Annotated in this window: 14 protein-coding genes and 2 pseudogenes; 12 read left to right on the top strand and 4 right to left on the bottom strand. The window is 55.6% G+C overall.

Annotated elements, in window-relative coordinates:
- The first annotated feature begins 48 nt into the window (after nt 1–48).
- Nucleotides 49–1206, top strand: a complete 1158-nt coding sequence (locus Poly51_RS13870) for a hypothetical protein (protein ID WP_146458351.1) — start codon at nt 49–51, stop codon at nt 1204–1206.
- Between the two features lie 35 nt (nt 1207–1241).
- Here the strand turns inward: Poly51_RS13870 and Poly51_RS13865 are convergent, their stop codons facing one another.
- Nucleotides 1242–2027 (bottom strand): hypothetical protein, encoded by a 786-nt coding sequence (locus tag Poly51_RS13865; protein ID WP_246114487.1) that lies wholly within the window; start codon nt 2025–2027, stop codon nt 1242–1244.
- A gap of 23 nt (nt 2028–2050) precedes the next feature.
- Here Poly51_RS13865 and Poly51_RS13860 point away from each other — a divergent pair, with 23 nt between their 5' ends.
- The 3 genes from Poly51_RS13860 (at nt 2051) to Poly51_RS13850 (ending at nt 6313) form a co-directional block, all read left to right on the top strand.
- Nucleotides 2051–3916 carry a dipeptidyl-peptidase 3 family protein gene (locus Poly51_RS13860; protein ID WP_222435857.1) on the top strand — a complete coding sequence of 622 codons (1866 nt, stop codon included), beginning with the start codon at nt 2051–2053 and terminating at the stop codon, nt 3914–3916.
- Between the two features lie 141 nt (nt 3917–4057).
- Entirely contained in the window at nt 4058–4798 is a 741-nt protein-coding gene (locus Poly51_RS13855) for a 3-keto-disaccharide hydrolase (protein WP_146458350.1), read from the top strand.
- 144 nt (nt 4799–4942) lie between these two features.
- On the top strand, nt 4943–6313 hold the full coding sequence (locus Poly51_RS13850) for a hypothetical protein (RefSeq protein WP_146458349.1): 1371 nt from the start codon (nt 4943–4945) through the stop codon (nt 6311–6313).
- Nucleotides 6314–6330: 17 nt separating this feature from the next.
- Here the strand turns inward: Poly51_RS13850 and Poly51_RS13845 are convergent, their stop codons facing one another.
- Nucleotides 6331–7851, bottom strand: coding sequence for a sulfatase family protein (locus tag Poly51_RS13845; protein ID WP_146458348.1), 1521 nt, complete (start codon nt 7849–7851; stop codon nt 6331–6333).
- Nucleotides 7852–8020: 169 nt separating this feature from the next.
- On the opposite strand from Poly51_RS13845, the gene Poly51_RS13840 reads away from it, so the two are divergent.
- Together Poly51_RS13840 and Poly51_RS13835 are read left to right on the top strand one after the other, a co-directional pair.
- Nucleotides 8021–8833, top strand: a complete 813-nt coding sequence (locus Poly51_RS13840; protein WP_146458347.1) for an SDR family oxidoreductase — start codon at nt 8021–8023, stop codon at nt 8831–8833.
- Nucleotides 8834–8889: 56 nt separating this feature from the next.
- A complete protein-coding gene (locus Poly51_RS13835) occupies nt 8890–9978 on the top strand; it encodes a sugar kinase (RefSeq protein ID WP_146458346.1) in 1089 nt (362 codons plus the stop codon).
- A gap of 99 nt (nt 9979–10077) precedes the next feature.
- Here the strand turns inward: Poly51_RS13835 and Poly51_RS31305 are convergent, their stop codons facing one another.
- Nucleotides 10078–10407: a group II intron maturase-specific domain-containing protein gene (locus tag Poly51_RS31305; RefSeq protein ID WP_246114509.1), complete on the bottom strand. Its 330-nt coding sequence runs from the start codon at nt 10405–10407 to the stop codon at nt 10078–10080.
- 78 nt (nt 10408–10485) lie between these two features.
- Nucleotides 10486–11172, bottom strand: a pseudogene (locus tag Poly51_RS31010) (reverse transcriptase domain-containing protein); the annotation flags it as partial.
- 882 nt (nt 11173–12054) lie between these two features.
- Here Poly51_RS31010 and Poly51_RS31600 point away from each other — a divergent pair.
- The 6 genes and pseudogenes from Poly51_RS31600 (at nt 12055) to Poly51_RS13810 (ending at nt 15783) form a co-directional block, all read left to right on the top strand.
- The gene (locus Poly51_RS31600; RefSeq protein ID WP_261344118.1) at nt 12055–12180 is read left to right on the top strand and encodes a hypothetical protein; all 126 of its coding nucleotides are present in this window, start codon (nt 12055–12057) and stop codon (nt 12178–12180) included.
- Between the two features lie 128 nt (nt 12181–12308).
- Nucleotides 12309–12533 carry a hypothetical protein gene (locus Poly51_RS13825; RefSeq protein ID WP_222435854.1) on the top strand — a complete coding sequence of 75 codons (225 nt, stop codon included), beginning with the start codon at nt 12309–12311 and terminating at the stop codon, nt 12531–12533.
- Nucleotides 12534–12929: 396 nt separating this feature from the next.
- Nucleotides 12930–13097, top strand: a complete 168-nt coding sequence (locus tag Poly51_RS30430; RefSeq protein ID WP_186775539.1) for a hypothetical protein — start codon at nt 12930–12932, stop codon at nt 13095–13097.
- A gap of 42 nt (nt 13098–13139) precedes the next feature.
- A pseudogene (locus Poly51_RS13820) lies at nt 13140–14428 on the top strand (DUF1559 family PulG-like putative transporter).
- A gap of 238 nt (nt 14429–14666) precedes the next feature.
- Complete coding sequence (locus Poly51_RS13815; RefSeq protein WP_222435853.1) at nt 14667–15134, top strand: Mpo1 family 2-hydroxy fatty acid dioxygenase; 468 nt, start codon at nt 14667–14669, stop codon at nt 15132–15134.
- A 22-nt stretch (nt 15135–15156) separates the two neighbouring features.
- Complete coding sequence (locus Poly51_RS13810) at nt 15157–15783, top strand: hypothetical protein (protein ID WP_146458345.1); 627 nt, start codon at nt 15157–15159, stop codon at nt 15781–15783.
- The last annotated feature ends 149 nt before the right edge of the window (nt 15784–15932 follow it).

Here is a 15932-nt window from a genome sequence, read left to right as displayed (position 1 = left end):
CGGAAGTGCCGGGCCTTTCACTTGTCATCACCACGAAAGCAACTGATCGTGACAAAAAACTTCATCGTGGCGTCGATTTTGTTAGCCAGCTGCGTGATATCAACCCGATGGGTGCCGGCTGGTGAAAAGTGGAAACGCCCCAGTCGTGACCCACACGATGATGTGTCGTCCGCAACGATTGCCGATGCGGCGATGCGGTTGCTTGACTTGAATGGCGACGGACGCGTCGATCCCTCCGAAGCATCCGTCGCCATCGAACACGCCGCCCATTGGCAAGGAGGCGACAAGCAAGTCTCGCATCGCGAATTGGCTCGGTACGTTCGTCAATCGTCCGCCATGGAACGCCGCGAAGCCGAGTCGCTGTTGCGGCGTCATGACAAGAATCGAGATCGTCGATTGTCGAAATCGGAAATCAACAGCGCCGACAATGCGTTCTTGATCGATGTGGATCGCGACGGCGATAAACGGGCCTCGGTCGACGAGATCGCGTTGTCGCTGCGATACGGTGGACTGTGGTCGGCAAGTGACACGCATTCGATCAACGAAGAAATGCGAATTTGGATGCGAGACGATGCTGACGGCGACGGAAAACTGTGTCGAAGTGAAGTCTCACTCGAAGACTGGCAATCCATCGAGATGGCCGATGCGGACCACGATGGGCTGGTCGATGCAAATGAGTTGGAAGTCGACCTGCGGGGCAATTTTTGTGAAACATCGTTCACCGTCGACGGCAACGTCGCCACAATGGTTGGGACGATCGGTCCTTCGACGCCGGCAGGTGTGTTGGATTTGATCGTCAATCATCCCTTCGTTGATACGATCGTGATGCGGTACGTTCCCGGTTCGATTGACCAGCACGCCAACCGGATCGCTTCGGAACTGATTCATCGGCATCGCTTCACCGCCATCATTCCTCGGCAAGGCTTGATCGCCTCGGGAGCGACGGATTTTTTCCTTGCCGCGACCCAGCGGATCGCGCACGTCGACGCTCGCATTGGCGTTCACGCCTGGGCGGATATCGACGGATCAGCGACCCGCAATCGCGAGGCGGAAGAGCATCAGGCGTATCTGTCCAGCTTTGCCGAACTCGACATACCCGCCGACTTCTACTGGTTCACGCTCGACGCCGCACCCGGCGACGGCATGCACTGGATGACCGAAAGCGAACGGCGACGTTTCGGAATCGACTCGCCACCGAAACGCTGATCGATGCCTTCCAATGCTGATCCTTCGCCGCGAACTTACCGATCAACGGAATGTTGGTTATACGAATCGGTGGCCGTCAGTGTTTGACCTTGCAGCTTGATCGCCAGCGATTTGGCTTCGGTGAGTTCCTTCGCAGTGAAGAACTTGATTTCACCCAGATACTTTGATTCAACCTGATTCTTAGCGGCAAGTGTTTGCCAACCCATGCCGTCAATCAAGTGCCACGCAACCGCTTGGGCGACACGTTGTGAAACGTCGCCGGCAGCCAGCTTTTCGCACAGCACGGCGATCGCCGATTGATCGGTCACTTGTTCCAGCGGGACCAAACGGTAGGCCATCCGCGGATTCGGTTCGGGTTTGCCATGTTCTAAACAGACGGTCGTTAACTTCATCCGCATCGTCTTGCCCGGTGGGATTCGCATGAAGCCACCGACTTGGCCGCCCTGTTGTCCCGCGCCTTGAGCAAACCCTTGACCGGGGCCCCCGCCTTGCCCCTGCACTCCACCGCCCACCGATTGCCCGCCTTGGCCACCGCCAGCGCCCTGTTGCCCGCCTTGCCCTTGCCCGTTTCCGAATTGAGCCAGCACGGGCACCGCGGCGACCGCCGCCGGCAAACGCAAAGCGATCGGCGCGTCGGTCAAGTTCTTCAAGACCACCCGTGCCTCGGTCGAGTCGGCCGGAATGAAGGTGGCCTCCACCGTTTGCGTATCGATCGCTGCGAACAGTTCCACCGACGTGACAACATCGTCCGCCGTGGATGTTTGTTGGCACATCACGGAAACGCAGATCATTGCCGCGCACAACAGTTTACTTTTTCGCATCAAGGTGTCCCCGAGGTCGGAAAATGAGATCCACAAGTTTTTGCCGAGACCATTCGACATCGCAGATTCCGTACCAAACCGAGAACCCTCGCCATTTGCCGCGTTTGAACGATTCGGATCGGTCCGCCGACGCGGCGGAATCGAACACCTGCATCGTTTCGCTACAACCGAGATGCGACGCAGCCGCTAAAATATTGCTAAACGACTCGCACGGCCCCTCCCCCGACCTGTTTCTCGAAGAATCAACCAACGATATGCGAAAATCAATCGCCTTGACCGTCATCGGATTCCTTTTCAGTTCCACACTTGCGCCTTGTTCGAATGGCCAGAGCAGCGTCGACGTCAAAGAACGACTTGAACAATACGTTGAAGTTGAATTGACGACGGACGTGCAATCGCTGTCGGAAAAACAGAAAAAGATGATCGGCTTGCTGATCGAGGCCGCAAAGATCATGGACGGCTGTTTTTGGTACGAAGCGTACGGCGAACCGTCCTCGCTTCTGAGTGAAATCAAGGACGCCGACACAAAGCGTTTCGCGGTCATCAATTACGGACCGTGGGATCGGTTAGCTGGTAACGAACCCTTTGTCGACGGCGTTGGGGCCAAACCGAAGGGCGCCAACTTCTATCCCATCGACATGACCAAGGACGAATTTGAAAAGTCGGAACTGGTCGGCAAAGACGGGCTCTACACATTCTTACGGCGGAACGAAGACGGGACGCTGAAATCCGTTCCGTATCGCGACCAGTTTGCCGACGAAATGAATGCGGCGTCAAAGTTGTTAAAAGACGCAGCCGCCCTGGCCGACGACGCGGGGCTTCGACACTATTTGTTGCTAAGAGCCGATGCGTTGTTGACCGATGACTATCGACCCAGCGACGTTGCGTGGCTAGAAATGCACGGCAACACCATCGATGTCGTGATTGGCCCAATCGAAAACTATGAAGACCAACTGTACGGGTACAAAACGGCTCACGAAGCCTATGTGTTGATCAAAGACAAACAGTGGAGCGAGCGATTGGCGAAGTACGCCGCATTCTTACCCGAGCTTCAACGAACCCTGCCCGTCGCCGACGCATACAAACAGGAAGAACCGGGGACGGACACCGAACTGAACGCTTACGACGTCATCTACTACGCCGGCGATTGCAATTCGGGATCGAAAACGATCGCGATCAATTTGCCCAATGACGAAACGGTGCAGTTGGAAAAAGGCACGCGTCGCTTACAACTGAAAAACGCGATGCGAGCCAAGTTCGACAAGATCTTATTACCCATCGCCGATGTTTTGATCGCCGATGACCAACGAGTCCATGTGACCTTTGATGCGTTCTTTAGCAACACGATGTTCCATGAAGTCGCCCACGGGTTGGGCATTAAGAACACGATCAACGATCGTGGTCCGGTACGAACAGCGCTGAAGGAACACGCCGGTGCGATCGAAGAAGGCAAAGCCGACATTCTGGGGCTGCACATGATCAATCAACTGCATCAGAAGGGTGAGATCAGCGAAGACCTCGAAGACTTCTACGTCACCTTCATGGCTGGCATTTTTCGCAGCGTCCGCTTCGGTGCATCCAGCGCCCATGGAAAAGCCAACATGATTCGGTTCAACTTTTTCCGAGACGCCGGTGCGTTTGCGCGGCAGGACGACGGGAAGTACCGCGTCAACGTGGACAAGTTTCGCCAAGCGACGCAGGATCTGTCGTCACTGCTGCTGGAACTGCAGGGCGACGGAGACTACCAAGCGGTTTCAAATCTGATCGAGACCAAGGGCGTCATCGGCGAACAATTGCAAGCCGAACTCGACATGCTTAGCAAAAACGGAATCCCGGTCGACGTCGTCTTCCGACAGGGTCAAGAAGTGCTGGGGCTGACTGGGAACTGATTCTCAGCGTTTTCTTACAGCTTCTTCCGTCGGCCCATTTGAGTCGGCGAGCTTGACCAGTCATACTCGGCGGGCCCTGGCATCTTGTGCCAGCCCCAATTCCCACCTTTCCTCTGATCCCACTCCCCGGAGACTTCCCCTATGGTTCGTGCTTTTGCGATCGCGCTGCTTGCTGCCCTGTCAACCTTCTCGGCGACTCGTGCCGAAGACTTGGTGATGACGGCGCCCGCCGAGACGTCCGACATGACATCCTTGTTCAACGGCACCGACTTGGAAGGCTGGAGTGGCGACCCTCGATTGTGGTCGGTCAAAGACGGCGTCATCCACGGCGAAACGACTCCCGAGAACGCGGCCGCTGGAAACACTTTCCTGATTTGGAAAGATCCCATCGATGATTTCGAAGTCCGATTGTCGTTTCGTTGCAATGCGATCAACAACTCGGGAATCATGTATCGATCCGAACACGTCACCAAAGGCGTCAAGAACGAATGGGTCTTGAAGGGTTACCAGTATGAAGGACGCAACGAAGAAGACTTCCCAAATGTTCCTGGTTTCATTTATGACGAACGGGGCACTCGAGGTCGCATTTGTGTCGTTGGCGAAGTTGCCGAGTGGAACGAAGATGGCAAGAAGGTTCTGCGAGACGACTTGATGGACCAAGCCGCGTTCAAAGAACTGATGAAGATCGACGGATGGAACGACGTGATCATTCGCGCCAAAGGCAATCACATCCAACATTACCTCAACGGCAAACTCCTGTTGGACTTCACCGACAACCATCCTGAAAAGGCATTCAGCAAAGGACTGTTCGGCGTCCAATTGCACGCCGGTAAACCGATGTGGGCCGAATTCAAAGACATTCGCATCAAGTCGTTGAAGTAACGATTTGCCCGGAAACAACCTTCTCCACTGACCCGTTTGGCTCGATTCTTGTTCGCAGGGGTCGAGCCATACTTCTTTTACACGCAGTCACATTCGATGAAGTTTACGTTTGGTTGCTTAGGATTTTTCGCCACTGTATTCCTGATGGCGACGAACCACCCCGGTCAAGCTCAGGAGCATTCTGGTCCGTTTGCCTACCCGTTTGAGTTGCCGGCCGAATTGTCGGCGACGCTGACGATCGATGCGAACGAACCTGCGCCGGTCAACGCCATGCTGTTGGGTCTGAACTGCAATTGGCCCGAAGGACTATACGGAAAGGTCGGCTACAACCACCCCGATGCGCAGCGATTGATCAAGACGCTGCAACCCTCGTCGCTGCGATTCCCTCATGGCGTTTGGTCGAATTTCTATGACTGGGAATCCGATGGTCGCCGCATGAATGACGACTACGTGACACCGTATGATTCGGCTGTCAAAGATCACCCCGAGTTGCGATACGGGTTCGACGGCTTTCACGAACTGCACGACGCACTTTCGTTCGAAGTCGTCCACACATGGAACGTCAACTACGACGACGTCGACAAGAGCGTTCGACGTTTAAAAGATCGGCAAAGCAAAGGGTTTCCGGCTCGTTGGATCGAATTGGGAAATGAAACGTTTTGGAAGACTCAGCGCAGCGAGTCGGTTCGCGACGTTGAAAAGTACATCGAGGTTGCCAAGGCACACGCGACCGCACTTCGATCGGTGTCACCACAAACGAAATTTTCGGTGCCCGTTCACTGGCGCAACGCGGTCACCGATCCGTGGAACCAAGCGTTGATGAAAGAAGACTTTTACGACGCAATCACCATCCACAAACACATGAACTACAGCGCCGACGCGAAGGGCGTGACCGAGGCATTCTCGGCACGCCAAACGATGGTCGACATGTCAAAGGCCTTGCAAAGCGTCTTCCCCGGAAAGCCCCAATGGGTCACTGAATGGTCGGTCAGTTGCGGCGAAAACTCGCTCAGTACACTCGCGATGGCCAGTGCGCTGTTGAGCCTATTTGACGAACCGGCGCCCTTTCAGATCGCGGACTACTTTCAAATCAATGCCAGCCATCCGTTGATCCACTACGACCGTGCCACTCAAGTTCATTCACGGACCGCATATGGCGCCGCGTACCAGGTCATTCGAGACGCGTTGGAAACAAGCGAAATACTTCCCAGCGACGTGGAATCCACGAAGATCCAACCCAGTTTCGACGCCGTCAGCGCTCAGGCCGTTCGACAAAACGGAAAAACGATCGTCGTCGCGATCAACAAGACGAATCGTTCCGTCCCGTTGACCATTGCCGTCAAGGATGATGCTGCGGCTCGCCAATGGTCACTGCGATCACTCGCCTTTGATGACACGAAAGATTCGCCTCGCTTTCCGATCGATGCGGACGTTCTTGAAACAAGTGCATCAAGTTCGCCCGTCCCGATCTTACCGCCGTTGTCGATCAATCGCATTGAAATCGTTGATCCTTAGGCGGTGGTCACCTGTCATCAGTCGCGACTTCTGCCGCGCTCGATCACCGATGCGAGACGCTTCTTTAGCTGGGCGGCGATCTCGGGGTTGTCGGCGATCACGTCGGTTCGTTCACCAGGGTCGGACGACAGATCGTACAACTGGAACTGGTCGATTTTGCGCCGCTCAAGCTTCAGTTCGGTGTTGTGGGTCTTCCCAACGTCGTGCCGCAGCAGTTTCCAATTTCCTTCGCGAAGTCCATACGTTCCGTTTTGGCCGTTGTCTTGTTGAACCAAGTACTCGCGACCTTCGGCATCGGGCTTACCCATAAATGCAGCGGAGAGATCGAAGCTGTCGAGACACCCGTCACTGGGCAGGGTCGCACCGGCGAGCTTGGCGAAACTGGCTGCCAGGTCGATCGTGCAGACCATCTTGTCGCTGACGCCGACGGAAATCGTACCGGGCCATCGTGTGATCATCGGCGTCCGGGTGCCACCTTCGAATATGTTGTATTTCCCTCCACGGTAAGGTCCGGCGGGGCGATGACTGCCCAGTTTTTCGATGGCGTCGTCTTTGTATCCGTCATCCAGCACGGGGCCATTATCACTGCAGAAGACAACCATCGTTTTCTCAGCAAGCTTCAATTCGTCCAGCGTGTTCATCAACTCGCCGACGCACCAATCCAATTCGATGATCGCGTCGCCTCGTGGTCCCAAGCCGCTGGTTCCGACGAAGCGTTCATGGACGGCCCGAGGTACGTGCAAATCGTGTGATGCGAAAAACAGAAAGAACGGCTTGTCTTGATTGGAAGTGATCCAAGTCTTTGATTCGGCCACCCATCGATCACTCAAGTCTTGATCGCGAAACCTCGCCGCATGACCGCCGGTGTAGAAACCGATTCGGCTGATTCCGTTGTGGATGGTGCTGTTGTGACCATGCGACCAATCCATCGTCAGCGTGTCCCGGTGGCTGATCCCGGTCGGGTGATCGGGCGAAGGGGACTTGTCGCCTACCCAAAGCGGATCGGCGGGATCGAGATTCAGTACGCGATGGTCTTGAACGTAGACCTGTGGCACGCGGTCGTTCGTGGTCGGCAACAGGAAACAATGATCGAAGCCGATCTCAAGAGGGCCCGGTTTCAAATCGCCGTTCCAGTCCGGCTTGGGATCCCCCAATCCCAGGTGCCATTTGCCAATCACCGCCGTCGCATAACCGACGTTATGAAGCACCGAGGCGATGGTCGGCGTCCCGGGGCGAATCAATGAGGGGCTATTCGGTGGTGCAATGCCGGTGCCCTTTTCGCGAAAGGCATAGGTGCCAGTCAAAAACGAATAGCGCGTTGGGGTGCAGGTCGATGCAGAACAGTATCCGCTGGTGAACCGTTGCCCTTGGGCAGCCAAACGATCGATATTGGGCGTCTGAAAGGAAGTCGCACCGTTGCAGGAGACGTCTCCGTACCCCAGATCGTCAGCCATGATCACGATCAGGTTGGGCTTGTCGGCGAGGGCAGTTGCGGGGGCCACCAGAAGGCAAAGTAGGGGAATCCAGTTTCGAATCATCGTGGATCATGGGTTCGAGAAATCGTTCAATTTGAGCTCCAGCCGATACTGGATATAGCGACGTATCTTACTCGGACGGACGCCCCGTCCCGTCGTCCAGATCCAAACCGACGTGAATCGAGCCGGCACCCTGTTATCGATGGGGGGCACTGACTAAATTGTTGCCACTATGAAAAACCTATTTGATCTATCGGATGATGTAGCCGTCGTCATTGGCGGCACGGGCGAGCTTGGCGGATTGATGGCCGAGTCGCTTGGGAAATTTGGCGCCAAAGTGGCCGTGCTGGGGCGAAATGCCGAGCGAGGCGACGCCCGGGCCAAGAAAATCAACGATGCCGGCGGTCAGGCAAAGTTCTTCGCCGCCGATGGTTTATCCGCCGAATCGCTGGACCAGGCTCGGCAAGCGATCAAAACGTGGGCCGGTGGGCCGGCTTCAGTGCTGGTCAACGCGGCGGGCGGAAATCGCCCCGACGCCACGATTCCGCCCGGCGGCGACATTTGCAAGTTGCCACTGGATGCGTGGCGAGACGTTTTCGACCTGAATTTGGTCGGCGGTGCGTTGTTGCCCAGCCAAATTTTTGGCCCCGATATGATCGAAGCAGGCGTCGGCAGCGTGATTAACATTGCATCAATGTCGGGCATGATTCCCCTGTCGCGCGTGGTTGCCTATTCAGCAGCCAAGGCGGCGGTCATCAACTTGACGTTGTGGTTGGCTCGCGAATGGGCAACGACCGGAGTTCGGGTCAATGCGATCAGTCCCGGTTTTTTCCCTGCCGAACAAAATCGCAAGCTGTTGTTCAATGATGATGGTTCGTACACCGAGCGTGGCGGACAAATCATTGGGCACACGCCGATGAGTCGATTCGGTAAGCCCGACGAATTGGCCGGTGCGGTGGTCTGGTTGGCCAGTCGACGTGCGGCTTCATTCGTCACCGGCCAAAACATTGCCGTCGACGGCGGCTTCGCGTCCGTCACGATTTGATTCGTCGATTGGCACTGACTTTTTAATTTTGAACCCTAACAAAACCAATAGAAAACATGAGCGGTCTGAACATCCCCACCGGCGATAAAGCAATCGATTTCTGTGCCCTCGGCGCACTTGTTCATCGCCTGGACCCGGGCACGATCCCATTTCGTACCGCAAACAATTTTGAAGTTCACGTCTCGGGCGGCGAATACAACTGTGCCGCGAACCTTTCGTCATGCTTCGGCTTGAAAACCGCCGTCGCCACGGCGATGGTTGACAATCCGATCGGCGAATTGATCCAGCGCCAAGTTGCAGCGATGGGCGTCAAGCCTTTCTACAAGCACTTCAAGCATGACGGCGTCCGCGGCCCGAACATGGCGACCGTTTACAGCGATCGTGGTCAAGGCGTCCGCGCTCCCGTCGTGTTCTACAACCGCGCAAACGAAGCCGGCGGCATGCTGAAGCCAGGCGACTTTGACTGGGATAAGATGTTCGCCGGCGGAATTCGGTGGGTTCACAGCGGCGGTATCTTCGCGGCGCTATCGGAAACGACCGCCGAAGTCGTCATCGAGATGATGGAAGCAGCTGGTCGCGCCGGTGCGGTCCGATCGTTCGATCTGAATTATCGAGCGAAACTATGGGACACGATTGGTGGCTTGGCAAAGGGACAAGAGATGATGGCCAAGATCGTTAAGAACGTGGACGTATTGATCGGCAACGAAGAAGACCTTCAAAAGGGTTGTGGTATCAAAGGCCCTGACGTCGAAGAACACAACGAAGGCAAGCTCGACCCGAAGAATTTCTTCAAGATGATCGGTGACGCGGTTGCCAAGTTTCCCAATATCAAAGCGGTTGCAACGACGCTGCGGGAAGTCCACTCGACCAACCGTCACTCGTGGAGCGCCGTACTGTGGCACGACGGCAAAGAATATGTCGCGCCGACAGCGGAACTTGACGTGATCGACCGAATCGGCGGTGGCGACGGATTCGCATCTGGATTGATCTATGGATTGATCAACGGCCGATCACCCGAAGAATCGTTGAAGTTGGGCTGGGCCCACGGCGCTCTGTTGACCACGTTCACGGGCGACGTCAGCCGAGCAGTTTTGCCGGAAGTCGAAGCCTTCGCCAAGGGCGGCAGCGCCCGCGTTCAGCGTTAAGAACGGCCTAACCGAAAGTGAAGCAATGGGCAGTGGAATCGCGGTAGGGACTGCCGTCGCCGGCAGCCCCCCGCACAGATCCGTACGTGAAGTTTTCCCTCATACGGCTCCTGCTCTGAGTCGGGCGTGATGCCGAACATTGGGGTAAAGATGGAGGATTTTGGGTTTCGGGATGTAGGCGTTGTACAATCGCGAGAGCCGATCCCACGTCCAGCCCCTTCGTCCACGTTGAGAGCGACGGCGGATTTGGCGGAGCCAAAGACGCTGCACTTCGTCGTCGAACTGCTTGAGCCGGTCGTAGTTTCCTGGAACCGCGTAGTACTGACGCCACCCGCGAACCACACTCCACAACCAGCGACCAGTTTGGCCCAGCTTGTGGTGGCGACGACGACGGAGTTGTTCCTTGATCGCTGCCAGCGTGCGAGTCATGCGCTTCGCCATCGTGATCCGAAGTAGCTTGAAACGTTTTCCCCGCCAAGTCTTTCCGCACGCATGCGTGAAGCCCAGAAAGTCAAACGTCTCGCACTTGCCTCGACCCTCCCGCTCGCGTCTGGCCGCGCTACCGCGACCGAACTCGATCAGGCGAGTCTTCTTCGGATGCAGGTTCAATCCAAACTCACCGAGTCGTTGGTGTAGGGCTTCCAAACACGCTCGGGCGTCCGCTTCATGCTCAAAACCGATCACGAAGTCGTCCGCGTAGCGGACGACAATCACGTCGCCTTGAGCGTGTCATTTTCGCCACTGCCCGATCCAAAGATCGAACACGTAGTGCAGAAACACGTTAGCCAGGATCGGTGAAAGAATCGCACCTTGTGGCGTTCCCTTACCATTGTCACTCCAATCGGTATCCTCGATGATTCCAGCGTTTAGCCACTTGAGAATCAGTCGAACGATCCGTTTGTCGCCGATTCGATGTTCGATGAACTTCACCAGCCAGTCACGGTCGATGTTGTCAAAGAACCCTTCGATATCGGCATCCAATATCCAGTTCACTCGCTTTTCGTCGATCCCGGTCGCCAACGCATCAAGAGCTTGATGCTGTGAACACCGGGGACGGAAGCCGTAGCTGAAACCGACGAAGTCTTCTTCGTAGATGCACTCGATGACCGTTCGCACTGCGTGCTGAACGATCTTGTCTTCTAGTGAAGGAATGCCCAGTGGGCGTTTCTTGCCGTCAGACTTTTCGATGTACACCCGCTTGGATGGCTTCGCTCGGAAGGCTCCGCGGTGAATTCGACCGTGAAGATCGTCAATGCGTTCTTCCAGGTCTGTCTCGTATTCGTGCCAACTGATTCCATCGACTCCGAGGGCTGCTTTCTTGCGGAGCTTGTGAAAGCTCGCCGTCAGCAGTTCGGGGTTGATGTGGTGCAGCAGGTTGCTGAATTTGAGATCACGGCGATTCTTCGCCGTCTCACGCACACCAAGCAGCCCGCGTGACCTGCGATAACCCGGCTTCAAGGTCCGGTCGAGGTTAGGTCTGCTGGTGTTCCTCCTTGCTGGACGCCTTACCTCGACCGACTCCGCAGATGCTTCAGCAGCATCGTTGTTCGCCGATGTCATCGGTACTATGGGTCCATCTGACTTCCCACTCGCGTTCACGTCCGCTGTCCTCTTCCTAGAGTTTTCGGACCGACGTCGGTGACTGATGCCGACGTGCTCATGGGATCTCCCGGTTCTCGTGTTTGGAACTTCCAACCATGCCTCAGCTCCTTGACTCCGCCGAACCGAACGCGGTCTCGCCAATAGCGACCTCGTCCGTACTGCCTTCCACAACCTCGACGGTGTCGGCATTCGGAAAAACTCTGTTTTCGGAGCTCACTCGCTGCGCCTAGTTGTCCCCTTGTCGATACCACACCCAACGTGTCACCACGGTCAGCGTACGACTCAGGGCCAGCGTTCTTGGCTAAGATTTCACTGTAAGAAACTTTCATTCTCTATTCCAAACCGGTTTATCCCGGCGTTTTCCGAGGTTACGAGTCCCCCTCACTATTCGCGGCCGGGAAGAGGATTCGTAACCTCGTCCGCTATCTGAAAATTGAGCTCTTCCGCTGCGTTCGTGGGTCGAAAACGCTGGGCATGGGATCCGAATTGGCGGCGCCGCCCGCCGAGCGGCTGATTCCGTTGCAGTCCGATTGCGAGCGCAAGAGTCGCGACGACATCAGGAGCAAAGTCTTTTCTTTCCTGTTCGGTGTGCCGGTTTAGTTCTCGCGAGCTCAAATGGACCCCATTTCAATCACGCACACGAAAGTTCGATCAATGGAAATTCTACCGCTCGTCATTCAACTGCTCTCTGGCTCTGCCGGCGGCAACGCGGCAACATCGTAGGCAAGTTGGCCAAGAAACTAGACCTTGGACTTCTCTGGAACTCGATCGCGGGAGTCGTCGGAGGCGGCCTTGGAGGGCAACTGATCGGGATGCTTGGCATCGGCGCAGGCCCCAGTGGTGGACTCGATATCGCGTCGATCGTTGGAAGTATCGCATCGGGCGGAGTTGGTGGCGGCGTCGTCATGGCCGTTGTCGGGCTGATCAAGTCAGCACTGGCCAAAGGCAAATGACCGGAATATCGGCTCGGGAGCGAATGAGGCGTCAGGTACGAATGGCACCGTCTTGGCAACCTGTAGAGCCGTAAATACCGAGGAACGCAGGGGTTAGCAGCCTGTTGAAAAAGGGGGGTCTGACCCTTTGGAGACGTTGCTGAAACATTGTGAATTCGAAACGTCGGAGAGGGTCAGCCCCTTTTTCAACAGGCTGCTAGAGCCACGACGAGCCTCCGGGGCAAGATGCTGCATTTTTTCAGTGATTGCGGGATTCCGATATCCGCATTCAATGGGCTGGATATGATCTTCTAAGTGATAAGGTTATTTTAGAATGCATTAGTTCCCTGAAACTGGGCATTCCCGGCCCTTTACATGTCTTTTTAGGAGTTGCGAGTGCGTCTTGCCCACACGTCTATGTTTCTAGTCTTGTTGTTCGTTCCCGTGATCGGGTGCGGCGACGGTGGTGCCAACACAACCCTTGAGACCAGCGACATGCAGGCTTATATCGATGCCCATCCTGAGATGGCTGAAAAGCAAAAGGCCCGTCAAGCGACGTTTGAAAAGCCTGGTGCTGCAAAGTAATCCACGTCTTTTTTTCTATTTCCACGGTTCAAGAGGATTGAGATGAGTAAGCCGAAGAAGCAACTGGGTTTCACATTGGTGGAACTTCTCGTTGTGATCGCCATCATTGGTGTTTTGGTGGGACTGTTGCTGCCAGCCGTTCAAGCTGCCCGTGAAGCAGCCCGCCGTATGAGCTGCAGCAATAACATGAAGCAGCTCGGATTGTCCGTTCAAATTATCACTCTGCCTACAAACAGTTGCCACAGCACGGGTCTGGCAGCGGATGGCTGGACAGAACTGGCGGTGGCCCGCTCAGCTCTGGATATTCCGCAAGCCCGTTTGGCCCCCCCGTTGAACATAGCGGCCTGAACTTGAGTATTTTCGTCGGCCTAACGCCGTTCTTCGAGCAGCAAGCAATTTGGGAGCAAATCAGCAATCCGTTCCTCGTCACGCAGGGATCCGCGCTTGGCAGCCTTCCTCCTGGCACCGCATTCCAGCCCATGGGGCCAATGCCGAACTTCTACGACTTAATTGGTCAGGTTCAAGCTCAGTACGATCCTTGGATGACTGAAATGCCAGCCATGCGATGCCCCAGCGATCCAGGTGCAGGGCTGCCAGCCACTGGCCGATCGAACTACGCCGCGTGCTTGGGTGATTCGATGCAACGCATGGGTTACGGCCTTGCAGAAATTGACGGCACCCGTCCAAATTCCAACAGAGCCCAGATCGTTCGAGCAGGCTGCCGCGGAGCCTTTGTTGGCGGACAGCCAAATAAGTTCCGCGACATTCTGGACGGCCTCGCCAACACCATCATGTTGGGCGAGATCGCCACCGACCTGGGCGACCAAGACGCGAGGACGACGCCCCTAGAGAATGCCAACATCTCGGCCGGAATTCCAAATATCTGTGCCAACAGCAAAGATCCTTTGCGTCCGCAATTTTGGAATCCCACTTTGACTGGAGCGATCAATGCTGCCAGCGAATTCGAGAACCGACGTGGGTATCGCTGGCCTTCTTCCTCGCCCATGTTTACAGCGTTTGTGACCATGCTGCCCCCGAACCGTGAACTCTGCTTGCAGGGGAGCGATCCGCTTGATGGTAGCTCGATCCGGGGATACACACGCCCCGGTTCGTACACGCTTTCCAGTCGCCACCAAGGTGGTGCGCACATCGTGATGGCCGATGGTGCGGTGAAGTTCATCACCGATTCCATCGAAGCTGGTGACAGCGGTGCTGTGAACGTGATGTTTGGCGGTGTGGGTGTTAGTACCCCTGGTTCCGCTAGCCCCTACGGACTGTGGGGCTCGTTGGGCACACGTGCATCGAAGGAAGTTATCCAAGAAGAACTGTAGGCCTATCTATTGCTGAAATAGAAATGTCGAAACACGCGACAAGCGGCCTTGCTACAGGGCCGCTTGTTTGCGTTCATGAGGCATCGCGGGGCTTCGGCGCTGCGACCCATTCTGTCCTCCATTGTCGTCCATCAAAGAATTTGGACCTGATCGTGACGACAGTCGAGAACGAAACAGGCCAACGCGAGCGAAGCTGGAATTGCGGCTCTAATTTCTGATGAACGAGCGTTTGTAACTCATGATGTCACGTAAAACGACGAAGCAATGGTTTGACGAGTACGCCGTTTGTCACCAAAACGGAGTGAATCAGTTGATTCACTGGGTGTGCGTGCCCGCCATTGCTGCTGCGGTACTCGGACTGCTTTGGGCGATCCCGTTCCCTTGGATTATGGCTTCGGGCTTTATCAATTGGGCAACAATTGTGATCGCCGCCAGTCTCGTCTTTTACTTTCGGCTCTCAATCACGCTCGCCATCGGCATGACCGTTTTTTGCGCAGCTGTTGTCGCGGCGATCATTTTCTACGAATCAAATACTACGATTCCGGTCTGGATTCCTTCGTTGACGTTGTTTGTCGTCGCATGGATCGGGCAATTCATCGGACACAAGATCGAAGGCAAGAAGCCCGCATTCTTTCAGGACCTTCAATTCTTGTTGATTGGACCTGCCTGGGTCCTGGATAAACTGTTTCGAAAACTCGGCCACTGAAAACTATTCGAAAGCCATCACAATGAAACTTGCATACGTTTTGCTCCTCATCTCTGCTATCGTGCTTGTGACGGGATGCGCAGACTCCTCGCCAGCGCCTGATCCCACCGCGGATGGTGGAAATGCAGGCTCGGGCAACTCGACGGCCAATGTGCCTGAGCAGGATGCAGTAGTTCGAGTTGTCATTCAACCGGGGCCTGATGCTCAAACGGAAGCTCAGGAGGCTTTGGTTTTGGCTGAGCCCGGTGATGTGATTGAGTTTTCAGAAGGAACGTTTGAGTTCGACGGGACGTTGTCTCTCGATGGCGTCAACGACGTGACGATCCATGGCAAGGGAATGGAAAAGACGATCCTAAACTTTGCCAAACTCGGAGCCGGCAAGGGTGGGGAAGGCCTAAAAATCAAGTCCAGTAAATTTCTGCTGGAAGATTTGACGATTGAAGATACGCCGGGTGACGCGATCAAGTTGCAGGACTGCGAGGGCTTAACGATTCGGCGCGTTCGGACTTGGTGGACGGGCGGGCCTGATGCAGCAAACGGTGCCTATGGTCTTTATCCCGTGATGTGCAGCAATGTATTGATTGAACACTGCGTTGCCGAATGCGCGGGGTGTCGTCTCGCCAGGGCGCGAGTTTACGCGGCCAATTGATGGTTCGTGGTAGCTTTGGGTGCGTAAGGTCGTATCGACGCCTCATTAGCCTTCAAGACCGCGCCATAGGTTGACTCCCACGTTCGCGTTTGAAATTGCTTTTAGTCAACAATTCCAACGCGCGAACCCGCTTGCGGGTTCGATCTTCG

The sequence above is a fragment of the Rubripirellula tenax genome, assembly GCF_007860125.1.
Classification (GTDB): domain Bacteria; phylum Planctomycetota; class Planctomycetia; order Pirellulales; family Pirellulaceae; genus Rubripirellula; species Rubripirellula tenax.
This window is presented reverse-complemented; position numbering and strand designations above follow the sequence as displayed.